This is a genomic window from Sinorhizobium glycinis (assembly GCF_001651865.1).
GTDB lineage: Bacteria > Pseudomonadota > Alphaproteobacteria > Rhizobiales > Rhizobiaceae > Sinorhizobium > Sinorhizobium glycinis.
Genome location: NZ_LPUX01000067.1, coordinates 265547 through 278042, shown reverse-complemented (window position 1 = coordinate 278042; position 12496 = coordinate 265547). Strand labels below are relative to the sequence as shown.

Sequence of the window (12496 nt, the reverse complement as noted above, 5' to 3'; positions counted from 1 at the left end):
CGCCGCGGCCAGCGATTAGCGCTGGCCGGCTATTCGGCCGCCGCACGCCGGGGCAGCACCCAGTTGGGGCGCGGGAAGTGGCAGGTGTAACCGTTAGGGTAGCGCTCCAGGTAATCTTGGTGCTCCGGCTCCGCCTCCCAGAAGTCCCCCACAGGTTCCACTTCGGTGACAACCTTGCCCGGCCACAAGCCGGAAGCATCGACATCCGCGATCGCGTCCTCGGCTATCCGCTTCTGCTCGTCGTCGACGTAGTAAATCGCCGACCGGTAGGAACTGCCGAGATCGTTGCCCTGTCGGTCTCTCGTGGTGGGATCGTGGATCTGGAAGAAAAATTCCAGAATCCGCCTGTAGCTGATCTTCTCGGGATCGAAGACGATCTCGATGCCTTCGGCGTGGGTACCGTGATTGCGGTAGGTCGCATTCGGCACATCGCCGCCGGTGTAGCCCACGCGGGTCTCGATCACTCCGGGGAGCCTGCGGATCAAGTCCTGCATGCCCCAGAAGCAGCCACCAGCCAACACAGCTCTCTTGGTCATTCAGATATCCTCTACCTGGTTGATATACGCGCCGTAGCCCGCGGCCTCCATTTCCTCGCGCGGAATGAAGCGCAGTGCGGCGGAATTGATGCAGTAACGTAAGCCACCCCGGTCCTCAGGGCCGTCGGGGAACACATGGCCCAGGTGGCTGTCGCCATGCATAGAGCGCACCTCGGTGCGGATCATACCATGCGAGTCATCCCGCAACTCGTTGACGTTTGACGGTACGATCGGCTTGGTGAAGCTTGGCCAGCCGCAGCCGGAATCGAACTTGTCGGCCGAGGCGAACAGCGGTTCGCCGGAAACAATGTCGACATAGATTCCCGGCCTTTTGTTGTCAGTGTACTCCCCGGTGAAGGGGCGTTCGGTGCCATTCTGCTGGGTCACCCGATACTGCTCGGGCGTAAGCTTACTGACCGCTTCGTCGGTCTTTCTATAGGTCATATTCCTTGTCTCCTTTTTAGATCCTGATCGAGCAGCGCCGAGCGTTCAGACGGGTGATGGGAGCGTCCCGACGGCCGCTTCCACTAGACGTGCGAGCTCCAGGAGGCTTCTGTCACGTCCGTGCGCACCGTCGATTTCGAGCCCTATAGGGAGCCCATTCCTGGACAGGCCCGTAGGAATGCTGATGCTTGGCAAACCGGCTACGCTCGCGGCGATGGTGTTTTTTGCCAGAACCAGATCGCTGACCTCCTGATCCGCGATCGAGAACCTTGACTGATGCTCGATCAACGGTGCCGTGCAGGGCGTCGTTGGAAAGAGAAGTGCAACGGCTCCGCTGCGAGTAAAGGCTTCGCTGAATCGGCGTTGAATTTCCGGACGATCCAGCGATAGCGCTGCCTCATATGCTTCGCGAGAATATCCAGCTCCGCTCGTCAAGACGACGTTCCCCCAGACTTCTCTCAGGCCAGGCTTCAAGCCGTCATAGATTGCGTCGAATGAGGTCGGAACGCTGTTGTGATGAAGAAATCCTGAGATCGCTTCCATCGTCTCATGGAAAAAGATGTTCCACGTTGCCCTCTCGGTGATCGAGGAGAAGTCTTCCCCGAGATCTATCGCGACAATCTCTGCACCAGTCTCAAGTAGCCGCCGAACCGTCTCGTTGAAATGCGCCTCGATCTCAGGCTCGACCAGATCGAGATATTGCCGAGGCGCACAGGCTAACCTGACACCCTTCAGGTCTGACCGATCGGAGCGTCCGGTTGCTTCAGCCTTCGTGACGATCTGATCGATCAGGGCGCAGTCTTCGACATTGCGCGCAAGCACGCCTGTTGTATCGAGTGTATGAGAGATCGGGGCGACCCCGTTAGCTGGCCACCGCCCCGTCGTCGGCTTGAAGCCAACCACGCCGCACAGCGACGCAGGCACCCGGATCGAACCTACCGTATCGCCCCCCAAGGCCGCGGGCACGATTCGAGCTGCGACGGACGCGCCAGCCCCGCTGGAGGAGCCGCCAGAGACATAATTGCGGTTAAGCGGGTTTTTCACCTGACCATAGGGGCTGTTGTTGCCGGTCAAGCCGTAGGACATCTCAACAAGGTTATTCTTGCCAAAGACGACGCCGCCAGCATCTTTGATCGCGCCAACCACCTCGGCGTCCTCTTCCGGTACGAAACCTTCCAGATTCCGCACCCCAAGCGTCGTTCGCAGTCCTTTAGTCAGATAGCTGTCCTTGACAGCCAATGGAACGCCGAGAAGCGGAGCAGTGGAACCAGCGGCGCGAGCCTTGTCCGCATTTCTGGCCGCCGCCAGCGCAGCGGCTTCATCTATCGTGATGAAGGCATTCAGATCGGAATGCGTCCGGGCGCGCTGGAGGAGCGCGGCCGTATATGACTCCGACGAGATGTCGCCATTACGAATGGCGGCAGCCGCTGCGACGACGCCAAGCCCTGTGAGTCCGTCCGCCTCCAAGGCTGTTCTAACGAATGCTTCGTTCTCGTGCATGCTAACCTCACTTTAGCACGGGACGATCAACGTCCCGTTGCCATCATGTTCAGGGGTGCGCAGTGCCAACTGTGCGGCAGCGCATCGGAGAGCGATCCTCAGTGCGTGTGAGGCGTCGCCGTGTCAGGGACAGTGAACGTATGCGTCACCTCCTGCCCGGGAATCACGTTGTGATTGGCGTCGACCAACCGGATATTCACCTTGTGCGGGCCGGGCGGAAAATTGGCTATATCGACCGTGTTGTTGTCGCTCGCGTCCGCCCACCACCACGGCAGGTCATCGACGATCACGTGGAGATGCCCGATGCGTGGAGACACGTCGACGGCGCCGGCTCCGAACACCGGCACGATTCGCAGGTTCTCCACCCGGTACTGCGCCCAGTAGACACCCTGGGCAATCCCTTCGGGAAGCGGGGGGTCCACGATCAGCTTGGGCTCGGGCTCGTTCTCGACGGCAACATAGGGCGAAGGGCCGCGGATCTCCCGCGCGCTCTGGGCGAAGGCGCCGGTGGCGAGCACCGTGGCGGCGGTAGCGGCGGCAAGCGTCTTGATGAACAGGATCATTTCAATCGTTCCTTTGGTTCAGAGAGATCCATTTCCTCATGCCGGACATCAACATGAGCCCGGCAATCGAAAGACCGAATAGCCATATCGCGGGATGCTCTCTTTCACGCTGTGAGCGAACGATCCCAGTTCATGCCTCGGTCTCACGGCTCGCTCTCGGTCCGAACCGTTGGGCGAGACTGACGCATGCTCGTATCTTGAATGTGTTCGGATGCCCGCAAACTGTATCGCTATGTAGGAGCAGGGGCGATCCAACACCATCGAGCACTGCGGCCGGCCTCTCGTCGCCATCCTTAGGCTTCAACCATCTCCGCTTCACGCGCATCGATCGACCGGGCTACCGGATCAGTTGATTGCTCGGCGAGAAACTTATCGGCTTCCAGAGCCGCCATGCACCCCATTCCGGCGGCGCTGATGGCTTGGCGGAATACCGGATCGATTACATCGCCGGCGGCCAAAACCCCGACGACGGTTGTTTTCGTAGACCAGGAGCCGACCCTGATGTAGCCGGCCTCATCCATGTCGAGCTGGCCACGAAACAACGCGGTTGTTGGATCGTGTCCGATCGCGACGAAAAGGCCGTGCGTGGACAGCTCCGTCACGTCGCCCGTCTTCACGTTGCGGATCCGAACGCCAGTCACCGACTTCCTCGGCTCGTGCTCGCCAATGACCTCGTCGATGACGTGGTTCCAGACGACTTCGACATTCGGTTTCGCCAGGAGACGGTCCTGCAGGATCGACTCCGCGCGCAAACCATCGCGGCGATGAACGACCGTGACCTTGGAGGCAAGGTTCGACAGGTAGAGCGCTTCCTGCACGGCTGTATTACCGCCGCCGACAACGACCACTTCCTTGTTTCGGTAGAAAAAGCCGTCACAGGTCGCGCATGCCGAGACGCCGAAACCATTGAATGTCTTCTCAGAGGGAAGGCCAAGCCAGCGGGCCTGGGCTCCCGTCGCGATGATGAGTGCATCGGCGATGAACGTGTCGCCGGAGTCACCCTTGAGACGGAACGGACGCTCGGAGAGATCGACGGAGGTGATGATATCGTACACCACCTTGGTGCCAACATTCTCCGCCTGCTGCCTCATCTGCTCCATGAGCCACGGGCCTTGAACGGGTTCGGCAAAGCCGGGGTAGTTCTCGACATCTGTGGTGATGGTGAGCTGGCCGCCCGCCTGCAGTCCGGTCACAAGGAGCGGTTTCAGGTTGGCCCGGGCAGCGTAGATGGCGGCGGTATAGCCGGCCGGTCCGGCCCCGATGATCAGGACCCTGGCGTGATGCGTGTTCATGAGGTGATCTCCTTCTGCGTCGCGGGCTGGGATCAGCCGTGACGCCAGTCTCGGGGTTCATTGGTCGTATTGCCGGCGCGCGACTAAGTCGATTTCGTTGCGGGTAATGCCGACATCCTCGAGCAAGTGGTCGTTCAATTGCTTGAACGCGTGAAGGGTTCGGCGATAGCGCTGATGAGCGCGGATTTTAGACAGAACATAGGTCAAATACATGGGACGTTCCTTTTCGTTGAACCGACCGGCACGGCCGATCTGGACATGATGGTTTCCTTCATTGCAATTTCGGGATGCGTGCGGAGGAGGGGCTCCGCCCTCGTTTTTGGTTAGGCGCTGGTTGAGCGGAGCGCCGCGAGCGAGTCGACGGCAATCCAGAGGGAAAGGGCGAGCAGCCCGATGTCCTTGAGCAGGAACTGACCGGCAGCGACCGAAATCGCCGGAAAGCCGAGCTCCGGCACTGTGACCCCCGGGGTCGTCACCATGAAGCTGAGCGTGGTCGCGAACAGCCCGGCCGAGAGCAAACCGCCGACGAGCGAGTAAACCGGGTTGACGAGCCGTGCCGCGATCAGGGCGCCGATGCTGAGTTCGAGGAAGCCGAGAAGGCTTGAGAAGTCCCTTACGCTGAAGAGCGAATAGGTCCAGCTCAACAGCGGACTGTTGCCAACCAGGCCGGTCAGCCCTTCCGCTTCATAAGCGGTGAACTTCATACCGCCGAACCAGCCATAGATCACGACCAGCGATATATAGAGCCCAGCCGCACTGACGGTCCGGCCGTGGTGCTCGGCCAGATCGAGGGAAACGGCGCGAGCGTGTGCGCGCGGATGGGACGCGGCGCTGCGGATAGGAACATGAGGCATTGTCTTCTCCTTGGTTGTCCGCGGTGGGCGATCCGCCCGGCTGATGCGGAGTAAACGATACAGAGTTGTATCGGATGAAAAAGAAGTATACCGATCTGTATCGTTTTGCAAGGGCGAGTTCTGGAAGGATGCCGGCCTTGTTCCCCAGGGAACTCTTCTCTCCCGCGCTGCCGTGAGGCGAAGGAGGCGCTCCTTGCAGGGAATGCCTCAGAAAGCTCCTTGTATTTGCCTCCGGTTACCGTTAAACGATACAGATCTGTTACGTATTGTGAGGGCGATAATGCGCCGTTCGGAAATCCGGGACCACCTGCTCGAAACCGCACTGCGGCTGTTCAACCAGCACGGCTATCACGCGACGGGTGTCGACCTGATCATTGCCGAGGCGGGGGTGGCCAAGACGACGCTTTACCGGCACTTCGAAACCAAGGAAGACCTGATCCTGGCCGCGCTTGAACGGCGCGACGAGGAGGACCGCAATGCCATGCGTGCCTTCGTCGAGCAGCATGCGAGCGATCTGGTCGAGCGCCTTCTGGTGACGTTCGATTTCCTCGAAACTACGTTCCGCGACAAGCAGTTCCGCGGCTGCATCTTCGTGAGCGCGGCGGGGGAGCATAAGGATACGGTCAATGCCGTGTTCCGCGCTGCAGTGATGCACAAGCGCCTGGTAATCGCCTATTTTGAGGAACTCGCCCATGCGGCGCGGTTTGCGGAGCCAAAGCGGATCGCGACCGAGATCAACCTGCTGCACGAGGGCGCGATGGCCGTCGCACAGATGACCCGCATCGCCGAGCCTGCGCGGCAGGCCAAACGCATGGCAGGCCAGTTGCTCGCGGCGGAAGAGCGGTCTCCGTCAGCCCCGGGAGAGGACGCAGGCCGGCGAACGCAAGCCTCCTGAAGTCTCCCTCCGGCGCTGCATCGCCAAGTCGCATAATGGACTAAGCACCACTGCCACGCCGCCCCATCGGGCATTCACATCGGAATGTGGTTGGAAGGACGTTCGGGGAAGTTCAGTATTCCGACGGCTCCACGGCTGTTTCCGATTCTGACCTGTTGAGAGGAATGAGAAATGCCCACTTTTCGGGAAACACCGGAAATTCCGGGCCTGCCCTGCGAATGACCGCCTTGGGTCGATTTCTGCCGCCCGCGCGAGCGCTGGGAGAGCCTCCCGAGTGTCCAAGAGACGCTGGGTAAGCCTGAGGGGCATTTGCGCGCGGAGCGAGCGTGACCAAGCCAAAAGAATCACTGTAGTCTGCGGAACGAAGCTGGTGGTCTGGCGGTTCTCAGTACGACCTTTGAGGTGGTCCGAACATGAAAGAAGTGCCGTGGCGCATTCCATTGTGGGTGACGCTCCAAAACGGTATGCCGCGCCAGTTCTGCGGCCCCTACGACGCCCTTGATTTCCTGGAAAACGAATGGCCGAGCCATGGAGTGCAGCAGGCTCGAGCAATTGAGATTTGTCGCGCCGCATTGCACCATTCAGAGTATACGAATTCCGCGAGACACTCCTTCGTAGCAGCATGCATCGAAGCGTCGCTAGAATGCAGCGAAGCTGTGAAATTTGGCGGTCGGGTCAGGTTCACAGGAGCGAGCCGGCATCGATAAGTCTGGCACCTGCGAGCCAATTTTGCACAATGAGATTGAAGGCCGCACGGCGCCTCCAATCCGCGATCGTTTCGCCGCGGGATTGGTGTTGGCCAAAGCAGGCCTGGGCAATTCGTGTCGCGTTCGAGATCTCACAGCCTGAAAGAGATGCCGCTCTGTGGCGCCTTGGTTTTCGAGCGAGTTCTTCGGCAACCTATTAATGTTGAAGTTGGGAAGCTGCCGACATCAATTCCTCCGGACTCGGCGCCCTGAACGTATAGCCAACCTCCAAAACTTCAGTGAAACTCCAGCGTACGATCCCCGCCCGGTCCAGTAGGAACTGACCGACAAGCTGCGCCCGGCGAGCCATCATCCGCTGATCGGCTTCAGTAATCTCATATCCTTCCTTCTTGTTGAGAAACTCGTTCATGGCCACTACGTCCATAGGCTCGGGCAACTCGCCCGGGAGATGGACCCGTAGCGCCATGACCGTGTCCATCCCGACCTCACGCAAGCCGAAAGCACGGTGCGAGGCCCGCTCGGGGTCGGACGCCGCGAGAAGATCTGGTGTCGGGTGGTACCGGAAATAGAGCCGCGCGCGTTCGACCGGCGTGTTGACGACCGCCAGGCATTCGACGCCTTTCTCATGCAGGGCCGCTTTGAGTTGCGCCATCGCCGCGACATGGCGCCGGCAGAAAGGACAATGCAGGCCTCGAAACAAACCGATCAGTAACGGACTGCGGCCCCGAAAATCATCGAGCGAAATCTTGCCCTCCCGCGAGATCGCATCGAGGACAACATTCGGCGCCCGGTCGCCCGGCTGCAGTGGGCGGTCGACATTGCTCGTGGCCATGGACAACCTCCTCTGCCGGATCCGTCAAGAAAAGGCAGTCGCTCCTTGGTCCATATTAATCCTTCAAACGACCGCGCTCACGGTCAAAATACTATCAGCGCCAGGTTTCGCGTCATTTAGGTTCTGTTTCGGGTGGTATGCGGAAATCTAACGCCAAGGGGCTGGATGGCTAGGTTGCGCCAATAGGGAGACATTGGTGGATCGCTCCTATGGGAAAGACCATGCTGCCCGCCAATAAAGGCGCCAACCGCCGCATTGGAAGAAGGCGCTTTCCGAAAACTCGATTTCGATTTTCGACCCGATGCGTTAGCCAACTGTGCGACTTCGTCGATCTGGCTCTTCCGGTGCCAAACTGGGTCGTTAAGCCCTGCGGACGAGCGGTCCGCCGAAGCCACGGAACTGACCCAACCTTAGTACGAAGATTGCCGAGATCGCACCGGCGGTCGTGTTCGCGAGAAACCAGGAACATTAAGGCGCGAGCGCCGTTTAGAGCCACTGCGTTCGTGCACTGAGAGGTGATAATGGGAAAGCACTCCCGCGAGATATCGCCTGAGGTGCGCGCGGCTATCGGCGCGTTTCTCAGCGCATGTCAGAAAGAAGCCCGGCCGCTTGCGACCTCTGAAGCCCTTGGCGCAGTGCGGCGCCTTTTCCCTGATCTGGATATCTCGGATACCCACCTTGCGGATGCCATCATCAGCGAAGCATCGTTGGCCGGTTTCCATGTAGTCACCCCAGATCATAAGTCCGCGGCGCCGATGAGGGATTCGCTTGAAGAATGGGATAATGAAGGCGGCGCAGTCGAGAGACCGTCGCGCAGCGAAACTCGCGGCGGGAGTGGCAATGACTCGGACGGCATAAGGCGGCGGGCGAAAGCGACCAAGGACCGGAATGAGCTGCTCTAGCACGGCTCTAGCAAGTGCCCATCTAGAGTTGAACGTTTCACAAAGCGTGTTAACCGCGGCAATATCTCGCGCCGTGCGGACAGCGCAGCATAGGTGTATTCGTCGGCCGCCGATTGCCCTCATTCCTGGCCATCGAGGAAGAACCGCACCATTTGGGAAGAGGCATCCGGACCATGCGGATCTGTATATGTTCCAGCGGAATGGCCGCCGGACCAGGCATGGCCGGCCCCGTCCACCAGCCAATATTCGACCGCCGGCCTACCCGCGGGGTCCGCGACAATCGTTCTTGCATAGGTCCGCCCGCTGGCGGATCGGCCGGATTCCTTCCGGACGGTCCATCCCGCGCCAGTTGGCGTTGCCGCCGCGACGATCCGATCGGCGTTGGAGGGATGCACCGTCCGATCCGCACTTCCTTGGAAGACGATCGTCCGGAGCCGGTGCCCATTGGCGAACCGCTTCGGACTGGATGCAAGACCGCCTTCGCCGCGCATCGCGGAGAAAGCTGAGACGACGTCGTTGGCCGACCCGTAGGTCAGGCCTGAATGGATCCCCGCGGCGGAATAGAGATCGGGATAGGTCTCGCCCATAATCGCCGCCATTGCTCCCCCTGCCGAAAGGCCTGCCACGAAGACGCGGCTGCGATCGAACCCAAATTCCGACATGATCTCCTTGGTGATCCCCGCAATGATCGAGGGTTCCCCCTCGTCGCGCATCTGGTCGACGGGCCTGAACCAGTTCCAGCAGGACGACGCATTGTTAGCCCCGCTTTGACGCGGATAGGCAACCACCAGGCCGTGCGTCTCGGCGACCGCATTCATGCCGGTTCCTGCAGCAAAGTCTTCGGGATCCTGGTTGCAGCCATGAAGCATGATGACAAGGCCGCGCGGCCGATCGGGTGCGGACGCGGGAATGTAGAGCCTGTAGCTTCGCGCACCGGCGGGGCAGGTGAAGGATCGCGCCAGGAACTGTGCCCCATCCGGCATGATGGGCTGGGGGACCTGTTTGGCGGTTCCCGGCAGGCCGGCGCCGTGTAGCGATCCGAAAACGCCGGATGCCAACCGGCCCTCGCGCAAGATCCGTACCGTTTCTGCCAAGGATTTCCGGAACCTTCGCGACGCAGTGCCGTCGCCGACCTTTTCGGCGGGTTCTTCGGCCTCAGGCTTTGCCGATGGCTCGATGATTTCCGCATCCGGATCGACCGGAAAGGGGGTGGAACGCTGGATTGGCGGCGGTGGTGTGATGTCCGGATTTGTCGAGGTGCGAGCATCGGAGGCCGGACGGCCGGCCAACGCATCTTGGATCACGCGTGTCGCCTCGGCGACGTTCAAGGCGCGCGTGGACCTTACCGCACGGCGCATAGCCGTTGCAAAATCGTCATTCATCGAGTTGTCCTTGTTGATCGGGCGCAGTTCTATCGGATGCGTTCGGCCAGCGCTGATTTCAGCTCGGTGCTGGCCTGGAGCGCGCCGAGTACGGTTATGGATTCAATTGTTGCCAGAGCAAGTTCCGGTGTGACGTCGGGTGCGATGCGGGCAAGTCCGACCACCTTGATGTGAAGTCTTTCGCCGGCCGCCTTCACCGATTCCAGATCGGCTCTGCTGTAGTCGCGCAAACCCAGCTCGAGCGTGTGCCGCACGATCGACTGCTTGACGGCCTCGGCCTCGGCTGCAAGCTGATTGCGGATCGCTGTTCGGATGAAGTCGGTGCGATTGGAATAGAATCCTTCCTGCACGAGAAGGTCGATGCGACCAAGATCGACGTAACCGAGATTGATGGTGATCTTCTCCGATTCGCCGCCCTTGTCGCGTAACTTATGTACATTGTCTTTCATGTGCCCGCCTAATTCCATCCACATGGATGGTATATGGATGGAGTGCTGATCCATTGCAAGGGGCGATGCTTTTGCTGGCGATGTAATTGCGCGTTGATCAAACGGCATCGCACGATGCAAAACCCACATGTCGACTTCTTGATAAGAGAGTATCCGTATCCAGCCCCTGGGCATAGAAATGGCGTGCAGTCTCGGCGGGTGAGGAGTCTTTGAGCCTACTGCCGCTCGACGCCACATGGTCCGAAAGTATCGCGGCGGCACTTGCGGTCAGAGGCCTGTCGAATTTGCTCGGCGCGTACGCTGTGCGACTGGCGGTAGTCGGTACGCCAAGCCGGAACGCAATCGCCTGCACTTTATCAGTCGGCCCGCAGGAGACCAGCTCGGCTTCGGTCAGTCCTTTTCGGGAAAATCAGCTTTGGAATTCTCGTCGCTGGTTGGTTCTCCTTCGAGAGAACGAATGTCGAGCAGAGCTTCGCGGAGAGCCTGGCCTTGAGGGTGATCGCCGGCGACCCCCAAAAAGCCGGGTATCGACCATCTCGTCTCGGCGCCACCAGAGGCGGTGTTAGCGCGATGGATGACAATATGCTCGCAAGTAATTCGATCATGCTCGAGAAACCACTTGTCGCCATTCGAGCTCGCTGCAAATTCCTTCAGTCCCCGTGGCATTCCCGGATCCTCATATAGCGTTGAAATTCGTCATCGCGGCCTTATGCGTGATAGGGCCAAATCTCCTGTCTCGGTCACTGGGAGAGGCTGTTTCGACGCCCACCTGAACAATAGAAGCATCGGAAGAGCTCCTTTGTTCCCGATCACGTCCCCCGATGGTAATCGTGCCTTGCCGGCAGTTCCGACGTCGACAATTCAATCAGGCACAATGCGACCTCTGAATGCACTGAATGAAGAAGGGGCAAAGTCGCCTAACCGGCGGCACTCGCCCGAGGATATGCCGGTCTCGATGCTTCGCGGCTCCGTTCTGGAGGTCGAGGAAAGCCGCTACGAAGGGTCAACAGATGCGGAGGCTTTGCGAAACTTATGCATCCCCTTTACCGCGGCGGGGCATGTGATGTCGCGACCTTCACGCGGTTCCCGGCGTCCCCCTTGCGTGTGATGGCCAAGGCGGCAGGCGCGGTCGACCTTGTCTGCCGATTGCTAGTCACGGTAGTAAATCTACGAAACTCAAAACAAGAAGTTGACGTACCGATCAAAGAGCTGTACTGAAGACCATCGATACTTTGTTTGCCGATATTTGTTTTTGCTGCGCCTCGCGCCTCGTGACGAACTTCTCCTTTCAAAAGTCGAAAAATGCCCGCTGTGCGCCGCCCAGCGGTGATCAATGTTGCTAAGAAGGGGTTCGTTATGACCACTGGCACAGTTAAATGGTTCAATTCCACCAAAGGCTTCGGCTTCATCCAGCCTGACGACGGCAGCGCCGACGTGTTCGTTCACATCTCGGCCGTTGAGCGCGCAGGGATGAACTCGATCGTCGAAGGCCAGAAGCTCGGCTTCGAGCTCGAGCGCGACAAGAAGTCGGGCAAAATGTCCGCAGGCCAGCTCCGCGCTGCCTAAAGCTTTTCGCCGCGATGACCACGGATGTACTGGCATGGCGGCAAGAAGTTCGAAAAGGCCAGGCGGATGTCTGGCCTTTTTCTGTTCTGAGGCTATCGCCCGTATTTGTCTCGGCCGACGCCCCCGCCGGTACTTGAAAACGGAATGGAAGGGTTGGGTCCTGCTCTTGCGCAAGCATCACCAGGACTGCGCGCCCATCCGCGCCGCGGAAGCAGGATCCGGGGTGTCTACGTCGAAACCCGCCATGGATGCTTCGCTGATGATGGCATCCATCAGGTCGGTATCTGAAATATCCAGATCAGGGAAAGCGCGCCGCACTGCGCCAAGGGCTTCAGAGGTCGCAAGCGGCTGGGCTTCTTTCTGACACGCGCTCAGAAACGCGCTGATCGCCGCGCGGACCTCAGGCGGCATCTTGCGGGAGTGCTTTCTCATCATCACCTCCCAGTCCAGGCTCTGAATCTAAACGCTGCCTGCGTCTCGAGGTTCCTGGTTGCTCGCGAACTGGCCGCCGTCTGTGATCTTGGCGCCTTCAGACATAGGTTGGATCAGTTCGGCGGACTCGGCGGACGGGAGG

At 59.8% G+C, this 12496-nt stretch carries 15 protein-coding genes and 1 pseudogene; 4 read left to right on the top strand and 12 right to left on the bottom strand.

Annotation, left to right across the window (positions count from 1 at the left end; genetic code table 11):
• Positions 1–29 precede the first annotated feature (29 nt).
• From msrA to AU381_RS26275, 7 genes are all read right to left on the bottom strand, one after another.
• Positions 30–536 (bottom strand): peptide-methionine (S)-S-oxide reductase MsrA, encoded by a 507-nt coding sequence (msrA, locus tag AU381_RS26300; RefSeq protein ID WP_064244518.1) that lies wholly within the window; start codon positions 534–536, stop codon positions 30–32.
• Positions 537–980 (bottom strand): peptide-methionine (R)-S-oxide reductase MsrB, encoded by a 444-nt coding sequence (msrB, locus tag AU381_RS26295; protein WP_064244517.1) that lies wholly within the window; start codon positions 978–980, stop codon positions 537–539.
• Positions 981–1025: 45 nt separating this feature from the next.
• A complete protein-coding gene (locus AU381_RS26290; RefSeq protein ID WP_064244516.1) occupies positions 1026–2480 on the bottom strand; it encodes an amidase family protein in 1455 nt (484 codons plus the stop codon).
• Between the two features lie 98 nt (positions 2481–2578).
• Positions 2579–3043, bottom strand: coding sequence for a DUF6130 family protein (locus AU381_RS26285; RefSeq protein ID WP_064244515.1), 465 nt, complete (start codon positions 3041–3043; stop codon positions 2579–2581).
• 293 nt (positions 3044–3336) lie between these two features.
• On the bottom strand, positions 3337–4335 hold the full coding sequence (gene trxB / locus AU381_RS26280; RefSeq protein ID WP_064244514.1) for a thioredoxin-disulfide reductase: 999 nt from the start codon (positions 4333–4335) through the stop codon (positions 3337–3339).
• 57 nt (positions 4336–4392) lie between these two features.
• Positions 4393–4548 carry a DUF1127 domain-containing protein gene (locus AU381_RS29250; protein ID WP_082910375.1) on the bottom strand — a complete coding sequence of 52 codons (156 nt, stop codon included), beginning with the start codon at positions 4546–4548 and terminating at the stop codon, positions 4393–4395.
• A 110-nt stretch (positions 4549–4658) separates the two neighbouring features.
• On the bottom strand, positions 4659–5189 hold the full coding sequence (locus AU381_RS26275; RefSeq protein WP_064244513.1) for a YkgB family protein: 531 nt from the start codon (positions 5187–5189) through the stop codon (positions 4659–4661).
• Between the two features lie 280 nt (positions 5190–5469).
• Here AU381_RS26275 and AU381_RS26270 point away from each other — a divergent pair, with 280 nt between their 5' ends.
• Together AU381_RS26270 and AU381_RS29245 are read left to right on the top strand one after the other, a co-directional pair.
• Positions 5470–6084 carry a TetR/AcrR family transcriptional regulator gene (locus tag AU381_RS26270; RefSeq protein ID WP_064244512.1) on the top strand — a complete coding sequence of 205 codons (615 nt, stop codon included), beginning with the start codon at positions 5470–5472 and terminating at the stop codon, positions 6082–6084.
• A 413-nt stretch (positions 6085–6497) separates the two neighbouring features.
• The gene (locus tag AU381_RS29245) at positions 6498–6791 is read left to right on the top strand and encodes a DUF982 domain-containing protein (protein WP_082910374.1); all 294 of its coding nucleotides are present in this window, start codon (positions 6498–6500) and stop codon (positions 6789–6791) included.
• A gap of 196 nt (positions 6792–6987) precedes the next feature.
• On the opposite strand, the gene AU381_RS26265 is transcribed toward AU381_RS29245, so the two are convergent.
• Complete coding sequence (locus AU381_RS26265; protein ID WP_064244511.1) at positions 6988–7623, bottom strand: peroxiredoxin-like family protein; 636 nt, start codon at positions 7621–7623, stop codon at positions 6988–6990.
• A gap of 521 nt (positions 7624–8144) precedes the next feature.
• Between AU381_RS26265 and AU381_RS26260 the strand changes: the two genes are divergently transcribed.
• Positions 8145–8525 carry a hypothetical protein gene (locus tag AU381_RS26260; RefSeq protein WP_064244510.1) on the top strand — a complete coding sequence of 127 codons (381 nt, stop codon included), beginning with the start codon at positions 8145–8147 and terminating at the stop codon, positions 8523–8525.
• A 119-nt stretch (positions 8526–8644) separates the two neighbouring features.
• Here the strand turns inward: AU381_RS26260 and AU381_RS26255 are convergent, their stop codons facing one another.
• The 3 genes from AU381_RS26255 to AU381_RS26245 form a co-directional block, all read right to left on the bottom strand.
• Positions 8645–9907, bottom strand: a complete 1263-nt coding sequence (locus AU381_RS26255; protein ID WP_064244509.1) for an extracellular catalytic domain type 1 short-chain-length polyhydroxyalkanoate depolymerase — start codon at positions 9905–9907, stop codon at positions 8645–8647.
• Positions 9908–9936: 29 nt separating this feature from the next.
• Positions 9937–10356, bottom strand: coding sequence for a hypothetical protein (locus AU381_RS26250; protein ID WP_064244508.1), 420 nt, complete (start codon positions 10354–10356; stop codon positions 9937–9939).
• A 390-nt stretch (positions 10357–10746) separates the two neighbouring features.
• Positions 10747–11022: a hypothetical protein gene (locus AU381_RS26245; protein ID WP_064244507.1), complete on the bottom strand. Its 276-nt coding sequence runs from the start codon at positions 11020–11022 to the stop codon at positions 10747–10749.
• Between the two features lie 690 nt (positions 11023–11712).
• On the opposite strand from AU381_RS26245, the gene AU381_RS26240 reads away from it, so the two are divergent.
• Positions 11713–11922, top strand: coding sequence for a cold-shock protein (locus AU381_RS26240; protein ID WP_064244506.1), 210 nt, complete (start codon positions 11713–11715; stop codon positions 11920–11922).
• Between the two features lie 195 nt (positions 11923–12117).
• Here AU381_RS26240 and AU381_RS26235 read toward each other — a convergent pair.
• Positions 12118–12354 (bottom strand): annotated as a pseudogene (locus tag AU381_RS26235) (hypothetical protein); the annotation flags it as partial.
• Between the last annotated feature and the right edge of the window lie 142 nt (positions 12355–12496).

What these genes read in the sequence shown, in the direction of transcription:
- msrA (WP_064244518.1), bottom strand. Translation starts at nt 536, where the DNA reads ATGACCAAGAGAGCTGTGTTGGCTGGTGGCTGCTTCTGGGGCATGCAG.
- msrB (WP_064244517.1), bottom strand. Translation starts at nt 980, where the DNA reads ATGACCTATAGAAAGACCGACGAAGCGGTCAGTAAGCTTACGCCCGAG.
- AU381_RS26290 (WP_064244516.1), bottom strand. Translation starts at nt 2,480, where the DNA reads ATGCACGAGAACGAAGCATTCGTTAGAACAGCCTTGGAGGCGGACGGA.
- AU381_RS26285 (WP_064244515.1), bottom strand. Translation starts at nt 3,043, where the DNA reads ATGATCCTGTTCATCAAGACGCTTGCCGCCGCTACCGCCGCCACGGTG.
- trxB (WP_064244514.1), bottom strand. Translation starts at nt 4,335, where the DNA reads ATGAACACGCATCACGCCAGGGTCCTGATCATCGGGGCCGGACCGGCC.
- AU381_RS29250 (WP_082910375.1), bottom strand. Translation starts at nt 4,548, where the DNA reads ATGTATTTGACCTATGTTCTGTCTAAAATCCGCGCTCATCAGCGCTAT.
- AU381_RS26275 (WP_064244513.1), bottom strand. Translation starts at nt 5,189, where the DNA reads ATGCCTCATGTTCCTATCCGCAGCGCCGCGTCCCATCCGCGCGCACAC.
- AU381_RS26270 (WP_064244512.1), top strand. Translation starts at nt 5,470, where the DNA reads ATGCGCCGTTCGGAAATCCGGGACCACCTGCTCGAAACCGCACTGCGG.
- AU381_RS29245 (WP_082910374.1), top strand. Translation starts at nt 6,498, where the DNA reads ATGAAAGAAGTGCCGTGGCGCATTCCATTGTGGGTGACGCTCCAAAAC.
- AU381_RS26265 (WP_064244511.1), bottom strand. Translation starts at nt 7,623, where the DNA reads ATGGCCACGAGCAATGTCGACCGCCCACTGCAGCCGGGCGACCGGGCG.
- AU381_RS26260 (WP_064244510.1), top strand. Translation starts at nt 8,145, where the DNA reads ATGGGAAAGCACTCCCGCGAGATATCGCCTGAGGTGCGCGCGGCTATC.
- AU381_RS26255 (WP_064244509.1), bottom strand. Translation starts at nt 9,907, where the DNA reads ATGAATGACGATTTTGCAACGGCTATGCGCCGTGCGGTAAGGTCCACG.
- AU381_RS26250 (WP_064244508.1), bottom strand. Translation starts at nt 10,356, where the DNA reads ATGAAAGACAATGTACATAAGTTACGCGACAAGGGCGGCGAATCGGAG.
- AU381_RS26245 (WP_064244507.1), bottom strand. Translation starts at nt 11,022, where the DNA reads ATGCCACGGGGACTGAAGGAATTTGCAGCGAGCTCGAATGGCGACAAG.
- AU381_RS26240 (WP_064244506.1), top strand. Translation starts at nt 11,713, where the DNA reads ATGACCACTGGCACAGTTAAATGGTTCAATTCCACCAAAGGCTTCGGC.